Below are 21,265 nucleotides of genomic sequence, written 5' to 3'. Positions count from 1 at the left end.
TACGACGCTGGTGATCGAAGATGGCGTCACGGTTCACGGCGGCAACGGAGCGATCGGTCGTAGTGGCTACTGGAACACGGCGAACAACGTCAGCGTGCTCAACCGTGGTGTGATCGACGCCGATGTGGCAGGTCGGACGATCGAGATTCGTCCCGACGGTGGAAGCTTCACGAATGAAGGTGTGCTCCGTGCCAGTGGCGGCACGCTGGACGTCGACGGTTTGGTGGGTAACGCCGGCACGGTGGAACTGATCCAGGGGACGATGAATCTGGACGGCAACTACCTGGTCGACCAGAACATCATTGCCAACGGCGACACATTGACGCTTGCAGGCACATGGGACAATCAGGCCGCGATTGATTTGAACAATTCGACGCTGAACGTCTCGGGGTCCTGGAGCAACGGCGGAACGATTTCGGCGATCGGCGGTTCGGTGTACCTGGCCGGGACGCCGTCGCAAATCGGTTCGTTTTCGATTGATGGTGCGACGCTGTACCTGGATGGCGTGCTGACCACCGAGCAGTTGGACTCGCTTGCACTGAACAACGTCGCGTTGGTGGTGCGTGGAACACTGGATAACACGAACGAGCTCTTGGAAATCGGGCCGGGGACCCCAATCCGAAGTTTGACGATTGACGGCGGGGCGATCCTCGGTGGTACCGTTTCCCACGCTGATTTCGAGGGGGCGCGGGTCCAGGATGGTCGACTCGGTCAATCTGTTTATCTTGACGGCTTTGGCGAATACGTTCAGGTTGGGCCGGCCGAATCGCTCAGGCTCAGCGATTCCTTTACGATTGAAGCGTGGGTTTACCCGACCGGTCCCGGATCCCACGCATCGGCTGGCGGGATTATCGTCAACAAAGAAGGCGAATATGAAATCGCCCGATTCACTGACGGGACGTTACAGTGGGCGTTTGCCAATGCCAGTCCAGGTTGGACCTGGATTTCGACCGGCGCGGTCATCCCGGAGGATACTTGGACGCACGTTGCGATCAGCTACCAGAATGGCCAAGTGAGTTCCTATTTGAACGGCTCGCTTGTCCACGAGTACAGCGGTTCGGGATCGATCGGAGATGTTTCGTCGGGAGCGGACGATTTTCGGATCGGTGGAAGGCAATCCGCGGATCAATTCTTTCAAGGCAGGATCGATGATGTTCGTGTCTGGAATCTCGCTCGTTCCGGGGCTGAGTTGGCCGCGTCAAAAGATGCGGAGCTTTCTGGGACCGAGTCCGGCCTGGCGGGATATTGGAAATTCAACGAGCAACTCATGGGAGCGTTCGTCGATTCTTCTCCCGCAGGAAACGAAGCCACGGGACAATTCGCAGTTCCCACCATTGGCGTCACGGACAATCAAAACAATCGATTGCACAATGTCGCTCTGGATGTTGATCTGTCGCTCTCCGGGTACCGCGACTTCTTGCGGGTCACTGGCGGATTGACACTGAACGGGGAAGCCGTGATCGGTCGCGAGGCGATCCTGCGATTCGACGGAACTCAAACGTTCGACGGCGGCGGAACGGTCACCTTCTCGTCAGGTGACCCGGTCGACGAACAAGGCATTGGAATCAACGGTTCCTACAGCACGCTGACCATCGGTGAAGGGATCACGATTCAAGGCGGCAATGGGACGATCGGCCAGATCGGGTATCCGTTCAACACCAGTTCCAACGTCAATGTCATCAACCGAGGCACAATTTCCGCAACGGTTCCCGGACGCACGATCCACATCGATCCCGCCGGCGGCACGTTGGTCAATGAGGGCGTGCTTCGCTCCGATGGCGGGGACTTGAATGTCGACGGTCTGGTCGGTGCAGCCGGCGAGTTCGAGCCACTCGGCGGCAATTTGGACATCGATGGAAGCTACCAGCTTGATCAGAACGTGGATGCCACCGGTGGATCCCTGACCCTGCGAGGGACGTGGACCAATTTGGCCACACTGACGCTGGATTCGGTTTCGGCTTCACTGGTCGGAAGTCAGGGCCGAAACGCGGGAACGATCGTTGCCACTGCTGCGGCCGACGTCTCAATCCAACCGAGTCGGCTGTTCAGTCCCGGCGCGATCGAAGTGACCGAGAATGCGACGGTCACCTTGACTCCGGAGCACACCTTTGAAGGAACGCTCAATCTCAACACGGGCGGTCAGGTCTTCGTCCCCGGTGACTTTGACGCCGTGTCCAGCGCTGTCGTCAACGTTGACGTGGAGGGTCCGTTGTCCAGCCAGTTCGGTCGCATCCTGATCGATGGCCAAGCGGCCCTCAACGGAACGCTGAATGTTCGGTTCAGCGATGATTTTCAAGCCGGGTTCATCAACAGTTTTGATCTGGCACGCTATGGATCACTGCGCAGCCGATTCGACCTGGTGAACCTGTACAACACGCCGAACACAATTGTCTCTTCAACGGTCTACGAGTCGCGTCTGTTGCGGGTCGGCGAGAATGCCGCACGCTGGATCGATGCTGGTGGCGGGGCATGGAACGACCCCGAAAACTGGATCTCGGGAGAAGCGCCAGAGATCGGTGAACCCATCATCATCGACGCTGCCGGGAATTATCAGATTAGCGTCAGCCAGCCTGCCTTCGGTGGAGCGGTCTGGATCCCCAACAACACCAGCCTGACCCTTACCGGCGGTTCACCACTCACACTCAACGGGATCGTCCGAGCCGAGGATGAAGCAAGCGTCGTCGTTCGCAACGCGATTCTGGACGGACAGATCGAACTGCAGGGTGACTACGTCTTCTCTGGTGTGGATGTCGATGCCGACTTGATCAATACAGGCAACCTCGATTTTCTACTGGATAGCGGAAATACGAGCGCCGTCACGCGGACCGATACTTTTGACGGATCTTTTCAGAATGCAGTCGGTGGCGTGATTCGGCTGTTGCCACGAAATGATTCCTATAACTACTCCACCGGGTACGCAACGCAAATCGTTGACTTCCGCGGAGACGCTGTCAATCAAGGTCAGATCATTCTCAGCGAACGTCCCGGATACCAGTCCGGTGATCGCGGCAACTCAATCTTGCAGGCCAGTGCAGGAACCTTCATCAACGAGAGCACGGGAGAGATCATTTCCGTCGTCGGCGAAGGAACTGGAACACTTGGAAGCAGGACGATACGCGGTAATTTTGTCAACCGTGGTCTGATCCAGGTGGTCGATCGGAATCTGAGCTTCACCGAGGGCTCGTTGACCAACGCCGGAGTGGTTGACGTTCCCGCAGGATATTCACTTTCGGTGAACGGTTCGCGATTCAATCCGTCCACTGGCGAGATTCTCGGCGACGGTTCCTTCGTCTTGGGCGGTGGTGCCGAACTGGGCAACGGAACGGTACGTGGTCGTGTATTGGTTTACGAGGTTTCGCAGCCAAGCGGGGTTGCGACTGTCAACGAAGGTGAGTTGCTGTTCCTTTACGATAGCGGGAACACCTCAAACGCTTCTGCGACCCGTACCTTTGCTGGAACCTTCGTCAACGCGGAGTCCGGCACCGTGCAAATCTTGCCGCGAAACGATTCGTATAACTATAGCAATGCAACCGCAACACTGACGATCGACTTCACCAACGGGCTCACGAACGAGGGGCTCGTCGAGCTGAGCGAACGAGCCGGTTATTCGTCCGGCGATCGCGGAAACACAGTCTTGTTGGTCAGCGGGGGGGCCTTGGTCAATGAACCAAGCGGGAAAATCGTTTCAATTGTCGGTCAAGGAACCGGAACACTCGGCTCGCGAACGCTTGTTGGGACCATTGAAAATCATGGCGTGATCGAAGCGGTGGACCGAGGGCTTTCGACGGCATCCGGAACATCACTCAAGAATTTTGCGACGATCAATGTCAGCGACGGATTGACGCTGACACTCAACTCGACAGACTTCGAAAACAACAGCACGGTTGATTTGAATGATAGCGGACGAATCGATCAGGTCGGAGGTACCTACAAGCCTCGAAACGCTATCCTCCAAGGTGACGGCACCTTCACACTTCGTGGCGGCGCCGAGGTGCTCGGCGGCACTCTAACCGGCAACATGGTCTTTTATGATGCAGGGGTCCCCGCCAATGAGACCGTCTCCAATGCAGGCGACTTGCGTTTTTATCTTGACAGCGGCAACGCTTCAAGCGTCATAGCGACGCGTGAGATTCAAGGCGGATTCGTCAACCTTTCCGACGGCATCCTCCGAATCTATCCGCAAAACTACTCATCTAACTACAGCAACGGCATTACCACACTCACCGTTGATTTCACCAATGGCCTGTCCAATGCGGGCGTGATCGAACTTGGTGAGCGTTCGGGGTATCAGTCCGGTGATCGTGGCAATTCCATTCTGCATGTCAGCGGCGGCACGCTCGACAACTTGGCAGGCGCAAAGATCGTTTCTGCCGTCGGACAGGGCACTGGTACGATCGGGACACGGCACCTGCGAGGTAACGTCGTCAACAACGGGATCATCGAAATCCTCGACCGTGATCTGCTTTACGATTTGGGGACTCTGTCCAACCCCGGAACGATCAATGTCGGTTCAGGTTATTCGATGACCGTGACCGGCGCGAGGTTCAACCCCTCCGCGGGCAACATCGTCGGCGACGGAAGTTTCGTACTCCGCGATAACGCTGAGCTGGGCGATGGGACCATTCACGGTCGGATCAGCTTCCTCGATGCAATTCAACCGGATGATGCAACGACAGTAAATCAAGGCGAGTTGCTATTTTATTTCGACAGCGGCAACGTAAACGCCGCGAGTGCGACGCGGACGCTGTCGGGTAACTTCGCAAATGGTCTTGAAGGAATCGTCAGGCTATTGCCGAGGAATTATTCGAGCTCCTACTCGAACGCCTACGCAACGTTGACCGTTCAATTTGAGAACGGTTTGACCAACGCGGGCCGGATCGAGTTGAGCGAGCGGGGAGGGTATCAATCCGGAGATCGCGGCAACTCTGTGCTTCAAGTCGGTGGCACGTTATTGAATGAGTCCACAGGTTTGATCGTCGCCACGGTGGGTAGCGGATTCGGGACCACGGGCACGCGTCAGATCATTGGCGCGATCGACAACGCGGGGACGCTCCAACTGGACGACAAAGATTTGATCGTCTCCGGTGGAGACGGTATCACCAATTCCGGGACCATCCGCTTGGACAATGCCCGTGATTTGTCACTCCAGGCCGGTGACTTCACGCAAACGGCCGACGGGTTGCTGGTGGGATCGGCCCGTAGCAACGATCTGTCGACGTTCGCCATCGATGGCGCGGCCGATTTTGCCGGGCAAGTCGACTACGAACTGTTGGACGGATTCCAACCTCCGTTGGGAGCCTCCTTCGTCCCGATCACCTACACCTCACACACCGGGCAATTGACGCTGGTCGATCCGCAATTGCCGGGCGGGTTGGTGCTGGCACAGACTTACAATCCGGACAACTTGACGTTCACCGTCGCCCAACCGCTGCGGCTCGCTGGGGACGTCGCCGGTGGTGGCATCGTGCAGGAGGTCACTTCCACCGAGGTTGATGCCGTTCTGGCTGCCGCGATCCAGCGTTGGCGGGACGCCGGCGTGGGACGCATCGACGTGTTGGGCCAAGACCTGGAGGTGCGGATTGCCAATCTGTCACCCGGGTTCCTGGGCTACGCTTCCGGACAAACCCTGTGGATTGACGACGATGCGTCAGGTCAGGGGTGGTTCGTCGATCCAACGCCCCTGGTCGACGAAGAGTTCGCTGCGGATGACCGCGGATCTCTGGCAGCCGCGACCGACGCGTCCGGGGCCGGCGCCGACTTGCTGACCGTCGTGATGCACGAGTTGGGGCACGTGCTGGGTTTGCCAGACATGGTCGTCAGCGGCGAAGGCGGCGTGATGAACGCGACCATCGACGTTGGAATTCGGCGACTGCCGACCGATTCCGAAGCATCACAAGCCGCAAGGCTGGTTGCCCCGGTGCGGGGGCCCATGTCCGTCGGCGAGATTCCCGACAGTCGCGGCAAAGAGTTCTGGTTGGCGTTCCCCGGCAGCATCGGATTGACCGGCGACCAGGCCTCGCTGAGTCTGCGCATCACGGGGAGCCGGCCCACCAACGGAACCGTCGAAATCCCCGGTTTGGAGTTCAGCAAGAGCTTTTCCGTCACCCCGGGAGTGGAAACGGTCGTTGCGATTCCCTTGTCCGCCGATCTGAGTTTCACCTCGGATACCGTGACGGACCTGGGCGTGCATGTCACGTCGACGGAAGAGGTCACCGTGTATGGTGTCAGCCGCGCCCGAGAAAGCACCGACGCATTCCTGGGTCTGCCGACGGATGTCTTGGGAACCCAACACGTCGTGTTGGGATACAAGAACACCGACGTGACGCCCGATGTGTTCGAAACGTATCCCGGGACCGAATTCGCTATCGTCGGTACCGTCGATGGGACTTCGGTAACGGTCACGCCTTCGGTCACCACCGGGGCCCGAACCGCTGGCGTCCCTTATGTGGTGAACCTGGATGAAGGCCAAACGTACCTGCTTCAGAATACCGGTGGGGAGCCCAGCGATCTCTCCGGAACGGTCATCACCAGCAATCGTCCCGTCGCGGTCTTTGGCGGACACTCGGCGGCGAACATCCCGGCGCCGGCGGTCGGGTTCGCCGACTACCTGGTCGAACAATTGTCCCCGACCACGCAGTGGGCTACCGATTTCATCACCACACCCCTGGCCACACGCGGTGGGGACACGTTCCGTGTCGTCGCCAGTGAAGACGCCACCGACGTGTCAATCGATGGCGCGGTCGTTGCAACCCTGAACCGCGGTGAGGTCCTTGAAACGTTACTCAGCGAAGCCGCTCATTTGACGGCGACCGCGCCGGTGCTTGTCGCCCAGTACGCCAACAGCGCGGAATTCGACGGGGCCACGGCCGACCCCTTCATGATGCTCGTTGCCGGGACCAATCAATACCTCGGCAGTTACACCGTGACCAGCAACTTCGAGGCGTTCGAAACCAGTTTCATCAATCTGGTGGTCCCTGACAGCGGCATCGGGGCGGTCACCCTTGGTGGAACACCTGTCGCCGCTGAGGAATTCACCGCGGTAGGAACCTCCGGATACTCCACGGCCCAGATCGTCCTGGAACCCGGCACCCACCGGGTCAGCGGTCCGGTCGCGTTCGGAGCCAGCGTTTACGGCTTCGGGCCCGATGAATCGTATGGCTATCCGGCGGGATTGGCATTCGATCCGGACACTCCCCTGGTCGCGTCTGGTTTGGATTTGAATCCCGAATCGGCGGACGCAGCGATCGGCACGGGCGTGCTGTTTACCGCCGCGGTGGTCGATCAAAACGGCGATCCACTTCCGGGGGTGGCGGTTCAGTTCTCGGTGCAGGGCGCCAACGCGGCTTCGGAGTTTGTAGTCAGCAACGCTCAGGGCCTCGCCCAGTTCACCTACGAAGGGTTTGAGCTGGGGACCGATACCGTCAGCGCGACTGCCGGTTTTGTCAGCGACACCAGTGTGGTCAGCTGGTCGGCCCGGTCGATCGACGTGGTGATCGATTCACCGATTGACGGCGCAGAGATCCCCGCGGGTCAGTCGTTGGTCGTCTCCGGGAGCGTCTCGGTGGACCAGGCGGCCGACCTCGTTTCTTTGAAGCTGGGCGACTCTCCCGTCCAAACTGTTGACGCGTCCGGCAATTTCTTCACGCGAATCACGGTCTCGCCGGGCGTCAACACGCTGACGGTCACAGCCGTCGATTCTCTGGGACAGTCCAGTACCGACACGGTCAGCATCCGGGGAACTCAACCACAGTCCGATCCGACTCAGCTGGATCTGTTCAGCGACATCGTGTCGGCCAGTTTTGCTCCGGAATATGGTCGAACGTCCTTCAATGACTCGACCGATCGCCTGTGGACGGATCTGGCGATCGAGAACGCCGGCAATTTCCCGGTGGACGCACCGTTGTTCGTCGCCATCAACAATCTGAGCGACCCGTCGGTCCGCGTTGCTCGCCCCGACGGGTTCACTCCCGACGGTTTGCCCTACTTTGAATACACGTCGCTGGTGGACGACGGAACTCTGGATCCGGGAGAATCGACCGCATCACGATCCATCGCGTTCGTCAATCCCGAGGGTGTGTCGTTCACCTATGACCTGGTTTACTTCGGCAAGACGAACCAGCCGCCGGAGATCGTGTCCACACCGAACCCAAAGGCGTTTGTCGGACGCCCGTACCAGTATTCTTTTGTTGCCAATGATCCCAATGACGATGACGTGCAGCCGCGATTGATCAGCGGTCCCGCATCGTTCATGTTCGATCCAATGACCGGCCTGTTGACGGGGACCCCGACGGTCGAAGATCTCGGAACGCACGATGTTCGCATCGAAGTCAGCGACGGTCGCGGCGGTTTTGCCGAGCAGCAGTTCACGTTGTCGGTGATCCAGCCGCCGCCCAACGTTCCTCCGCGATTCTTGAGCACGCCGCCGGTCGTGGCCAACGTCGGCGAAGTGTTTGAATACCAACCGCAGATAAGCGACGCGGACGGAGACGACGTCACGCTGTCGCTGGGACGCGTTCCCGAAGGACTGGTGTTGAACGAGACGACGGGGACCTTGTCGTGGGAGCCGAGCGGTTTCCAAGCGGGGCTCCAAAGTTTGACGGTGATTGCCGATGACGGCAGGGGCGGATCCGTGGAACAGAGTTTCTCGGTCCTGGTGTCGCAAGAGATTGGTGATCAAGTGCCGATCATCGTGTCGACGCCACCAGCCTTTGGAATCTCTGGCCAGACCTATCGGTATGATGTCGACGCCTACGATGCGGACCAAGACCCGTTGACGTATTCACTTCTGGATGGGCCCGCCGGAATGCGTGTCCAGTCCGATACAGGCGAGCTCACCTGGCAGGTGGCGGAGATCTCCACGCTGGACTTTGAAGATCTGCAGCATGATGGCGCGGATTTCGTCGGGATCGATCAATTGGGCGATGACCCGTTGACGATCTATGAACGCGAAGGATACGTGATCGAAGCACTCAGCCCGAATCTGTTGGGACTGGGGGCTTACGGCACTGCCAGTCCCGAATACAGCGGGTCCGCCGCGTTGGCCAACCGCACCGTGACCGGTGTCACGGAACTGCGAGCGATCGGTGGCGCGCCGTTCACACTGAACTCGCTGGATCTTGCCGAAGCCGGATTTGGCAGCGGTGCGGCTTCCACCGTGACCTTCCTGGGACGCCGAGACGATGGGACCGAGGTCGTGAAGACCGTCACGACGGACGGCGGAAACTTCTCGCCGGAAAGGGTGACGTTCGAGGATTTCACCGAGGTCAACTCGGTGCGGTGGACTCAGTCGTCGCCGTTCCACCAGATCGACAATGTCGTCGTCAGCAGTACCCTCCGTGCGGTCAATCAGCAGCACGTTGTCACTGTCCAGGTCGACGACGGCCGCGGCGGCATCGACACGCAATCCTTCACGTTGTTCACCACCGACACGCCACCGAACAGTGATCCGGTGATCGATTCCACGCCGCCACTGCTGGCGACCGTTGGCCAGCCCTACGGCTACTTCCTTTCCGCGAGCGATCCCGATTTTGACGCCGTGACGCTGGTCGTGGCATCCGGTCCGGAAGGCATGCAGATCGATGAAACCGGATTGTTGACCTGGACGCCCGACACCTCCGGTCCACAGGCCGTCCTGATCCGGGCCAGCGACGGACGGGGCGGGGCGACCGTGCAAAGCTTCGTGATCAACGTCGGCGAACCGGAAAACAATCTGCCGCCGCAGATCAACGCGACGCCGAATACGGATGCCGTCGCGGACGTTCCGTACGAATACCAGGTCATTGCCAGTGACCCCAACGGCGATTTCCTCAGCTACGAATTGCTGAATTCGCCCGAAGGGATGGTGATTGATGATCGCCGCGGGCTGATCACTTGGACCCCGACGGAAGACATGATTTTCGAACCTGTCGAAGACACGACGTTCGAAATCCTGGGCACGACCGAAGTCACGGTGGAGGTCAGCGACAGCCGGGGCGGTACGGATCAGCAGACCTTTACCATCCTGGTCCGCGCCGTCGACAACTTGCCGCCGCGATTGGATTCGCTTCCGCCGAGCGAAGCCGAGTTTGGCGAGCCGTACATCTATGACGCCGATGCTTCCGACCTGGATGGCGATACGCTGACGTATTCCTTGGTCGCGGTTCAGGCCGAGTTCTTGAACGAGTCGTTCGACTCGGAAGACCTGCAAGGACTGTCGCTGGGCGAGTTGTTGAAGGCTCGCGGATCCCTTAACACCGGCGTCTTCACGATTCCCGAGGGAATGTCCATTGATGCGGACACGGGTGTTCTGACGTGGACTCCGGGGTTGGAGGACTTCACGCAGACGATTGAGACCGATGAGGGCGAAAAGACCGTTTTGAACCTGGACGCCAGCGGCGATTTCGGCGTGTTGGAAATTATTATCCGTGTCGAGGACGGCAACGGCGGATTCGATCTGCAGCAGTTCCCGATCACCGTGTACGTCCCCAACGGGGTGCCATTGATCACCTCGGAACCGACGACCACGGCCGTTGCGGAGCTGCCGTATCGCTACACGGTCGTCGCCCAGGATCCTGAGAACGAAGACTTGTCGTTCGAACTGGTCGGCTCGCCGACCAATGCATCGATCGATGAGACAGGCGTTCTGAATTGGACACCAACCGCCGACCAGGTTGGGACGCAAACGATGACGATTCGGGTGAGTGATCCTTCGGGCGGTGAAACGACACAATCCTTCGACATCGAAGTCGCGGAAGTGGGCGCCAACGCCTACCCGTTCGTCTTCTCCGAACTGCCGAGCCGCGTGCGGCTGGGCGGAACGCTGTTGTATCGCGTCGAAGCTTTGGACCCCAACGGCGATCCGCTGGCGTTCACCGTGACGCAGGGCCCCAGCGGTATGACCGTCGGTGCGGGGGCGGATGCGCCAAACCTGGTTCGCTGGACGCCAACCAACGGGCAAGTCGGTACCCATGACATCTCGCTGCAGATCTCGGACGGCCGCGGCGGCGTGATCACCCAAACCGGATCCATCGATGTTGTGGTCGGTCAACAGAACGCGGCGCCCGCGATCACTTCCAACCCGGCGTTTACCGCGGTGCTGGGGCAGATGTACCGCTACGACGTGTCCGCCGTGGATCCCGACGGAGACTTCGTTGCCTACTCGCTGGCGACCAAACCGGTCGGCATGTCGATCAACGACCAGACCGGCGAGATCCGCTGGACCCCGGGTGATGATCAACTGGACTCCTACAACGTGGTCGTCGAAGCCAGCGATCCGTTCGGCGGAATCGGACGACAGTCCTTCACCGTGTCCGTTCGGCCGGTGAATTCGTCACCGGCATTTGTCACCACGCCCCCGACACAGGCCTACGTAGATCGCGTCTATGGCTACGGCATCGGCGCGGAGGATCCCGACGGTGATCCGCTGGGGATTCGACTGTTGGACGGCCCCGAAGGGATCAAATTGGACGATACCACCGGCGTGATCACGTGGCGTCCGGGCGAGTCCCAGATCGGATCGCATCCGGTGTCCGTGGAAGTCTTCGATGCGCAGGGCGGATCCGCAAAACAGTCGTTTGAAATTGTGGTGGACGTCGCTCCGGAGAACATTGCACCGACCATCACTTCGACGCCTCCGACCGTCGCCCAGGTTGACGTGGCCTTGGCTTACCTCGTGACCGCGATCGATCCGGAAAACAGTCTGGATTCGTTCGCGTTGGAGGGTGACGTGCCGGACGGAGTCCAGCTGAATGCGAACACGGGCCTGTTGACTTGGACGCCGGCCGGGACGCAGACTGGTGAGAACACAATCACCGTGGTCGCGATCGACGCCGAAGGTGCCAAGGCGCGGCAAACCTTCAAGATCGATGTCCGTGCGGCCAACCGGTTGCCCATCATCACTGGACCGCCGGTGTACTCCGCGCTGCCGGGCGAAACCTACCGGATGAACTTCCCGGCCAGCGATCCCGACGGAGATCGCCTGACCTATGTGATCGAAGAAGGTCCCGCGGGAATGATGATCGACGCCAACGGTCGGGTGACGTGGGACGTCGGCACCGACGACGTGGGGACCCATCCGGTGTCGCTGACGGCGGGTGATGCTTTCGGTCTGGTTCGGTTGCGATACGATCTGGTCGTCCGCGAAGACAGCCAGGCCCCGCAGGTTCAAGTCAGCTTTAGCGACAATCCGGCCGAAATCGGCAGCGATGTCACCGTGATTGTGACCGCGGTCGACGACATCCGCGTGGCCTCGGTGACGGCGACGGTCAACGGCGAAGTATTGGTGCTGGATTCACGCGGCCGGGCGACACTGCCCGGGGATACCGCCGGTTCGTTCGTCGTTTCCGCCACCGCCACGGACTCGGTGGGCAATCGGACGACCGAGGCGGCGACGCTGCGGATCACCGATCCGAGTGTCGTCGGAGACCCCGAGATCGAGATCACGTCGCCGACCATCGATCAGCAGATCACCGGGCCGATCAGTGTCACGGGAACGATCAATGACCCCGACCTGGCTTACTACACCATCGAAGTGGCTCCGCTGGTCGGCGACGGCGACTTCGTCGAAGTCTTCCGAGGAACGGGCAACGTTGCCGACGGCGAACTGGGAACGTTCGACCCCAGCATGCTGCAAAACGACGAGTACTTGCTGCGGATCTACGCGGTCGACAGTGGTGGCAACGATGCGGAGGTGCAGGTGCCCGTCAGCGTGACGGGGGATTTGAAGCTCGGAAACTTCACGCTGTCGTTCACGGATCTGACGGTTCCGGTCTCCGGCGTTCCAATCGTCGTCAGCCGAACCTATGACACGCTCGACGCGGCCAACCAAAGCGACCTGGGTTATGGCTGGCGTCTCAATATCCACGACACGGATTTGCGAACGAGCGTTCCGAAGTCCGGGTTGGAAGACATTGGGATTTACAACCGATTCTTCTATAACGCGCGTGTCTATGTCACAACACCTGGTGGAGGCCGTGAAGGCTTCACTTTTGAGCCCGAGATCGCACCGGGGATCGCCGGGGCGTACTTAGGAATTTGGCGTCCAAAGTTCGTGCCCGACGAAGGTGTGACCAGTCGCTTGGAAGTGCCGCGGGCGGACCTGATGAACATCGACGGCGAGTTTGTAGGCTTTGGAAGCGGTTGGGCTTACAACCCGTCCGACTCGATCTTCGGAGGCGGCTACACGCTCACGACCAAGGAGGGGCTGGTGTATGAAATCAATGGTGACACGGGAGACGCCGATCTGATCCGCGATCGGAACGGCAACAAACTGATGTTCGAAGAGACCGGCATTCGCAGCTCTACCGGAGCGGAAATCCAATTCGAACGCGACGGCCGGGGCAGGATCACCGCGGTGATCGACCCCGAAGGGAACCGCATCGAGTACGGCTACAGCGCCGCGGGCGATCTGGTCAGCGTCACCGATCGCGAAGGCAACACGACTGAGATGGTGTACCGGAACGATCGGCCGCACTACTTGGAAGAGGTGATTGATCCGCTCGGCCGCGTCGGCGTGAAGAGCATCTACGACGACGACGGACGCCTTTCACGAATGGTCGATGCTGACGGGCAGGAAATCGCGATCAACTACAACCCGGACAACTTCATCCAAACGGTTGCCGACCAGTTGGGCAACGAAACGACTTACGAATACGACACCTACGGAAATGTCGTGACGGAAATTGATGCCGAAGGCTTGGTCACGAATTACCAGTACGGCGACACAAATGATCCGACACTTGAAACGGCCGTCACGCAGGTGCTCGAGGATGGCACCGAGCTGACGACGAGCTATCAGTATGACAGTCGCGGCAATGTGTTGCTCGAAACCGATCCGAAAGGGAACACCACCCGGTACACGTACAACTCTTTCGGAGATGTGGTAAGCACCACCGACGCTAATGGAAACACGACCTCCAACTCTTACGATTCCAACGGAAATCTGCTCGCAACCACGGACGCTGACGGATTACGAACCGAGTTCAATTACGACAGCAGCGGCAACCCGACGCGGCTGGTGGTCGGCAGCAACGTCACCCTGTTCCAATACGACGGCGCCGGCCGCGTGACGCGCCAGGAAGACGCGACCGGAGCGGTGAGAAGTTTCACTTACGATGAAAACGGGAATCAGCTGACGGAGACGGTCAGCTACACCACTTCCAGCGGTCCCAGCACCGTGGTGACGGAAAACGAGTATGACCGCGACGGCCGCGTGACATCGACGACGGTCAAGCAGAACGGTGTGATCCTGACGCGAAGTGGGACGGTTTTCGATGCAGTTGGTAATCCCGTCCAGTCAATTGACGCCCTCGGACGCATCACGAAGTTCTTGTACGACGATCGCGGCCAATTGACGGAAACGATCTACCCGGACGACACCCCGGGAACGGACGCCGACAATCCTCGCACCAAGACCCAATACGATGCCGCCGGTCAAGTCATTGCTCAGATCGACGAGGCGGGACGGGTGACGCGTTTCGAGTACGACTCCGCCGGCCGCCAAACCAAGACGATCTTCCCCGCCATCACCGCGGCGGACCCGGACGATTTGGACCCGTCGGACAATCCGTTCACCGAATCGGTGTATGACCGCGCGGGGCGAACGGTCGCCGAAATCGACGAACTCGGCAATCGGACTCAGTTTGTCTATAACGCCGCGGGCAATGTCACTCAGACGATCCTTCCCGACGACACACCTGGCGACGACAGTGACAACCCTCGGATCATTGACCGATTTGATTCAGCGGGCCGCCGAACCGCGAGTATCGATCCGCTCGGGAACGTGACGAAGTTTGTTTACACCGCCGGTGGGCTCCTGTCAGAAACCATTCTGCCGGACGACACCCCGAGCGATGATTCAGACAACGCACGCAATCGGAGCTCGTTTGATTCCAGCAAGCGATTGGCATCGCGGACAGACGCCAACGGGAATGTCACGGAATACGAATATGACGATGCCAGCCGTTTGACGGCCGTGATTCAGTACGTGACCGATCCGGCCACGCAAGAGCTGAAAGCACTTCGAACCGAGTACGCCTACAACGAACTGGGCAATCTGGTCACCCAGACGGATGCCAACGATCACAGCACGACGTTCGAGTACGACGGGTTGGGCCGACGCACGGCAACGGTCTTGCCAATGGGACAGCGAAGTGAAACCGAATTTGATGCCGCTGCTCGAGTGATTGAGACCACCGACTTCAACGGCAAGTCGATCTCATTCGACTATGATGTTCGCGATCGTCTGACGGCCAAGAATTTCCCCGACGGCAGCGCGACAACGTTCACCTACACGGTGACGGGGTTGCGAGAAACGGCCACCGATGGCCGCGGAACAACCGAGTGGGAATACGACGAGCGAGATCGACTTGTTTCACGAACCGACCCCGATGGGGCTGAAATCAGTTACACCTACGATGCGACGGGCAACCGGACATCGCTGACCACGGCGATCGGTTCGAACGACCCGCGAACGACCAGCTACACCTTCGACGCGCTCGGCCGGACCGAAACGGTGACCGACCCCGAGGGGCTGACGACTACCTATGTCTACGACGCCGCGGGCCGTCCGACCGAGATGCACTTGCCCAACGGCACAGCCGAATTCCGCTCGTACGATGCTCAGAGTCGTTTGACCATGATCGAGCACAAAAACACCACGACGGATGAGGTGTTTGCAAGCTTCGAATATGACCTTGACAAAGTCGGAAACCGGATCGCGGTCACTGAACATGACGGACGACGCGTGGAATACGACTACGACGAACTCTACCGTCTGCTCAGCGAAGACATTTATGACCCCGGCGCCGGCAACACCCCCAGTCGAACGATTGATTACGTCTACGACGACGTCGGAAACCGTTTGGAGCGAGATGATTCCGGCGAAGGTGCGACGACGTATCTATACGACGACAATGATCGCTTGCTCGAAGAAACACTCGACAGCATGGTGACGACGTATGAGTACGACGACAACGGCAACACGCTCAGAAAAGCCGTCGACGGTGTCGATCAGGTGCGCTACGAGTGGGATTTTGAAAACCGTCTGATCGCCGCCGACACGAACGCTGACGGGACGAACGATGTCGCCTACGAATACGACGTCGATGGTATCCGAGTTTCCAAGACGCTCGATCCCGAAGGCACGCCGGTCATCACCCAATTCCTGATCGACGCCAATCGGCCGTACTCACAGGTGCTGGAGGAATACACGCCGGGCGGCATCCTCAAAGTCTCCTACGTCCACGGCCTCGACCTGATCTCCCAGAACCGCCACGGCGAAACCGGCAAGTCGTTCTACCATGTCGATGGCTTGGGCAGCACAAGAGCGCTGACCAACGGTAGTGGCATTGTCACCGACAGCTACATCTACGATGCGTTCGGCCAGACGATTGGGCAGGTGGGATCGTCGGGGAATGTGTATCTGTTTGCGGGTGAGCAGCGGGACTTGGTTCTGGGGTTGGATTATTTGCGTGCAAGGTATGTGAGCCCGAGCTTGGGGCGTTTTGTGTCAAGGGATAGCTTTGAGGGAGTGCTGAACGACCCACTCACGCTCCATAAGTTCGCATATGCGCACAACAGTCCGACAAACCTGATCGATCCGTCTGGAAACGTAAGTCTCTCATCCGTAGTTGTTTCTGTTTCGATTGCGACGACTGTGGGTGCTGTCTTTGGAGGAGCGTTTTCAGGAGGTCTCTATCTGACGTCTGACACACGCGTGTTCATGGATGTGATTCATGGCAACGTGTCTTCGCCTTCAGTAAAGGCATTTTCCAATGCCGTCTGGGGAGGCGCCAAGCGGGGTGCACTTGCGGGAGCCATCGTTGGATTGGCAGGCCCCGCTATCTCCGCAGCTGCGGGTGGTGGACTCGCTGGCGGAGCGGCGGTTGGAGGCACGGCAGGTGGAGGAAGCGAACTAGGGGTTCAGATCTTCGATTATGCGACTGGCGAGATTCAAGAATTCGACATTGAAGCAATAGCACTATCAACGGGGAGCGGTATTCTCTTAGGCGGTTTGTTCGTACCGAAGGTCCCAGCTTCGGGAACGGTAACAGTCACTCAATTTGGATATTCGTCACTAAAGTCTCCGTCATGGGTGATGATCGGAGGCAGGAATAGGATTTCCCATCTGTTTAGTGGTACAAAGGGAGGGGCGCACGCAAAACCTTACAATAGCGGGGTCGAGTACCAAGTGCTTGCAAAGGATCTAAAGCCACCAGCCCTTGAACTAGACTACGGGTATGCCGTTGGAAAGGCTTCCCAATTCATCAAGAATCTGTTGGGGCAACGAATCTACACGGGACCACCCAAGTAGGTCGGCTCTGCCTGACGCTTTGCTCGTTCGCTCGCAACTGCTTCTGATGCGAGTTAAGTAGGTCATGCTGTGCATGACAGAACCCCGTTAGCCGTGTCGACGTGGGTCGAGCCCGAAGATTTGCTTCGTGCCTGTTCCTGGTATGCACAGCATGCCCTACGGCCGGAGATGGTCGGCCTGCGGAGAGCTCGGGGATGGACGGCATCGCATGCCCTACGGTTCGCCTGCTTCTTTGATTGCGCTGGGGTCGAGCGGAGATCTGGCGGCGCCTCGCGTGTAACAACCCCAATGCTCTGGGTAGACGCCTTTCTTGACCCAGCGGTGAAAACTGGAATGGGGCCAATCCTTTGGGCATTGCACGTAGCCGTGTTTGACGGGGTTCCAATGGATGTAGTCGAAATGGTGCTGGAAATCGTCTTCGTCTTGGATCGTGTGTTCCCAAAACCTTGGCTGCCAGATTCCTCGGCGGCGCTCGCGCGTTATGCCTGAGGTGACCCTTGTTTCATCACCGCCGGTTGCGAGCCAATGCTTGGTGAACTCTTTCTTGACCCAGCCGAGGCGCATTGAGTACGCGCAATCCGCCGGCGGCAAGGTCCAGATCGTGTGAAAGTGATCGGGAAGCAAGATCAGTGCGTCGACGCGCATCGGCCACCGCAGCACGAATCGACGAAACATGCTGCCGAGCAATGCGATTGCTCTGGGCTGGCAGAACAATTTGTGACGTTGGTACGTCACGACGGTAAAAAAATACGTGCCCCCGGGCACGGACGCTCTGCGGTAGTCCGGCATGAAATGATCCTAGCCGATCGCGATGGTATGCACAGCATGCCCTACCAATTCGTGTCAAGGCAATATCGTAGGTCATGCTGTGCATGACACAGTGGAATTCGTGATGACGATCGGAGTCCGGCATGCACAGCATGCCTTACGGCGCGATCTGTGACGGAACGGCGCAGCCTCCGAAAATGCACTCCCTCCTGGAAACTTGGTGTACACTGGGGCCACTTCATTGACCTGGGAGTTTGGCAACATGATGTCGATCCGGAATCGTTTGGCGATGCCCTTTTTGGCAGCCGCTTTGGTGGTGGTCTTGGGTGGGAATGGTGTGCGGGCCGAACTGGTGATCGGCGTGGCCAATCAGCCGGTGTTGATTGACTTTCAAGGTTTCAACGGCGGCGGGCTGCAACCCGGCGGTGGCGCTGGGACATTGGATTCCAACGACTGGTCGATCGAGTTCTTTGACGTCGGCGGAAGCCAGTTCAGTGACTTTGGCGAGTCCAGCACGTCCGGGCTGTTTGCCGGCGGGACGGTTTCCGGTGCGATGCCCGCTCCGGGCCTGTACGCCGTCGACACCGGAGGCGGCAATGTCGCCATGGGGATTCAGGCCGGGATCGTCAGCGGCGGCAGCCCCACCGAGCTGGCCGGCGTGGATCCGATCTTGCGGATTCGCAATCAGACCGGAGTCGTTTTTGATGCCGTCTACGTGGACTATGACCTGTGGGTTTTCAACGGCAGCGATGAAAACCTGTACGTCGATCCGGAGGCGCTCGGAGAGTCGGCTACCATTGAATTCAACGACTCGATCGATGGCATTCCGGGATTCACGACCGACCTGGCCGCCAGTGCAAACCCGGAATGGACGCGAACCGAACAGTTCAATGACTTGTTCCTTCCGGCCAGCGTGTTCATCGGCGGACCCACCATCGATCCTCTCGAAGACGGGCAAACGTTGGGCATCCGTTGGTCGATCGGCGGAGTGGCGGACCAACTGGGACGCTTTGACGGCGTGGCCATCGACAACATTCGGGTCACGGGCGTCAATTTCGTGACGGCCGTTCCGGAACCGGGGGCGGCTGTGTTTCTTGCGATCGCGGCGTTGGTGCCGTGCTGCAGGCGACGCCGACGTAATTGAAGCGGGGCATTGGCATGTGTGGCATGCCCAGCGGAAAGTGTCACGTCGGCAATTCGCTTCACCCTCAAGGCATTGATGTCGACGCAAAGGGAATCACTCGCAAAAGAACTTCACCCTCCCGCTTGGAGGTCGTGCAGCTTTCCGAGCCAGGAAAAAGCATGCTTTTCTGAAATTCACCCTCCCTCCGGGAGGGTCAAAGGCGAGGCACGAGCCTTTGGGGAGGGTGTGTTCGTGAACCCACTGAAATCAATCGGGCCGGACAGCCCTCCCCGCGTCGTCGCAAGCTCCTCCGCGACCCTCCCGCTTGCGGGAGGGTGAACCAATGCTGCATGACCTCCAAGCGGTGCGGTGAAGGCTCGGACGGACGACGGTTCGTTAGTTGGACGACGCTGCGGTTGGAAGCGGCACCACTTGTTGTTTGGGCGGACGCGGTGTCGGGTGTGCAGGGCCGGTTCTCATCGCCTTGCCGTAGGACGACACGAATTTGCTGGGGTCGTCGATCATGTCGTGCGTCATCTTGTGGTGGTGGTAATGCATCGCGCACTTGATCGTGTAGAAGAAGAAGATCGATGGCGTGGCGATCCTTGCCTTGATCGCGCCCCAAATGCGTTGTCGATAGACACGGCGCAGCTTTGCGTCGGGAACACCACGCATCAACCGCCAATACATCACCACGAATCCGACCATGAAAAAGCTGAAATGCTTCATTCGCATCCAGCGGTGTTTCCGGAAGAAATCTGTCTTGAAGATTCGAAACTGAAACCCGTCGTCCAGGAACAAAGAATCCAAGCGGTCGAAGTACTCTTCGGGCTCGTAGCACTCACGCATCGTTTCCAGGTAGCCGTTGAGCAGCGCTTCACGCGACATTTGCCTTGGGATGACGTTGGTTCCGAACGGGTGTTCGTCGGAGGTGTCCAGGCGTCCTTCACGCAGCAGTCGTGCATGGAGCGGTGTTTTCGGGATCGCGTGTAGCAACCCGATCATCGCGTGCGTGATCCGGGCGTCTTTGAGAAACTGTTTCTGCCGCTGGAAGATCTCCGGCGTGTCGTTGTCGAATCCCACAATCAGCCCGCACCAGACCTCCAGCCCAAAGTCTTGGATGCGGCGAACCTTCTGCACGATCGTTCCGCCCTTCTCGCGAACGTTTTGATACTTGCGGGTCTCCTTGAGCGAGTCTTCATTCGGGCTCTCGATCCCGATGAAGACCGATTGAATGTTGCAACGGGCCATCAGCTCCATCAATTCTTCGTCTTCGCACAGATCCAGCGATGCCTCGGTGCTGAAGACCATTGGGTAGCCGTGTTGTTCCTGCCAGCGAGCGACTTCGGCCAGGATCGGCTTGATCGCCTTCTTGTTTCCGATCAAGTTGTCATCGACGATGAAGCCGATTTCCACACCGTGGGCGCGAAGTGATTCGAGTTCGGCGAGGATCTGAGAGGCTTGCTTGATTCGGGGCCGGCGGCCGAAGGTGACGATGATGTCACAGAACTCGCATTGGAAAGGACATCCCCGAGAGAATTGCAAGCTGCCGAGCATGTAGTCCTTGTTCTTGAGCAAGTCATGACGTGGCGTCGGTACCGTCGACATGTCGGTCTTTTCTGACTGTTCGTATCGCGTCTGGTGCGTGCCGGTTGCCCATTGCTGCAGGAACAGCGGCCAGGTCTGCTCGGCTTCGCCCACAAACGTGACGTCGACCAGATCGCCGAAGTAGTCTTCTTCGACCGTGACCCAAGGCCCGCCAGCGATGACAAACAGGTCGCGAGACTTTAGTTCCGAAAGGATTTCCTCCATCCGGAACCGTTGGACACTCATCCCGGTCACGCCGATGATGTCGCAGTCTGACAGGGAATCAAAATCGATTGGTTGGACGTTCTCGTCGATCAGGACGACTTCGTGTTCGGCCGGCGTTAAAGCGGCCAGCAGGGGCAGGCTGGCAACGGGCATGTTTGCCTTGAAGCCCATCAGCCGCTGGGCGTATTCCAAACCCCAGTATGAGACTTCGAATGCCGGATTGATGATCGCAATCTTCGCCATGAGGGATTCCCCGATTGAGCCCGAATGCC

The 21,265-nt window shown here is 58.9% G+C and carries 4 protein-coding genes; 2 read left to right on the top strand and 2 right to left on the bottom strand.

The genetic code is table 11. The annotated features are described in order from the left end of the window. Positions 1–10 precede the first annotated feature (10 nt). Positions 11–17,290, top strand: coding sequence for a putative Ig domain-containing protein (locus FYK55_RS10185; RefSeq protein ID WP_235908569.1), 17,280 nt, complete (start codon positions 11–13; stop codon positions 17,288–17,290). Between the two features lie 213 nt (positions 17,291–17,503). On the opposite strand, the gene FYK55_RS10180 is transcribed toward FYK55_RS10185, so the two are convergent. Next, the gene (locus tag FYK55_RS10180; protein WP_150076273.1) at positions 17,504–18,079 is read right to left on the bottom strand and encodes an REP-associated tyrosine transposase; all 576 of its coding nucleotides are present in this window, start codon (positions 18,077–18,079) and stop codon (positions 17,504–17,506) included. 241 nt (positions 18,080–18,320) lie between these two features. Here FYK55_RS10180 and FYK55_RS10175 point away from each other — a divergent pair, with 241 nt between their 5' ends. Further along, positions 18,321–19,202: a hypothetical protein gene (locus FYK55_RS10175; RefSeq protein ID WP_150076272.1), complete on the top strand. Its 882-nt coding sequence runs from the start codon at positions 18,321–18,323 to the stop codon at positions 19,200–19,202. 375 nt (positions 19,203–19,577) lie between these two features. Here the strand turns inward: FYK55_RS10175 and FYK55_RS10170 are convergent, their stop codons facing one another. Next, positions 19,578–21,236 carry a radical SAM protein gene (locus FYK55_RS10170; RefSeq protein WP_150076271.1) on the bottom strand — a complete coding sequence of 553 codons (1,659 nt, stop codon included), beginning with the start codon at positions 21,234–21,236 and terminating at the stop codon, positions 19,578–19,580. Between the last annotated feature and the right edge of the window lie 29 nt (positions 21,237–21,265).

The organism is Roseiconus nitratireducens (assembly GCF_008629675.1).
Classification (GTDB): domain Bacteria; phylum Planctomycetota; class Planctomycetia; order Pirellulales; family Pirellulaceae; genus Stieleria; species Stieleria nitratireducens.
This window is presented reverse-complemented; position numbering and strand designations above follow the sequence as displayed.

Bases quoted from the DNA above. Each gene is read 5' to 3' on its own strand.
- FYK55_RS10180 (WP_150076273.1), bottom strand. From the start codon at position 18,079: ATGCCGGACTACCGCAGAGCGTCCGTGCCCGGGGGCACGTATTTTTTT.
- FYK55_RS10175 (WP_150076272.1), top strand. From the start codon at position 18,321: ATGATGTCGATCCGGAATCGTTTGGCGATGCCCTTTTTGGCAGCCGCT.
- FYK55_RS10170 (WP_150076271.1), bottom strand. From the start codon at position 21,236: ATGGCGAAGATTGCGATCATCAATCCGGCATTCGAAGTCTCATACTGG.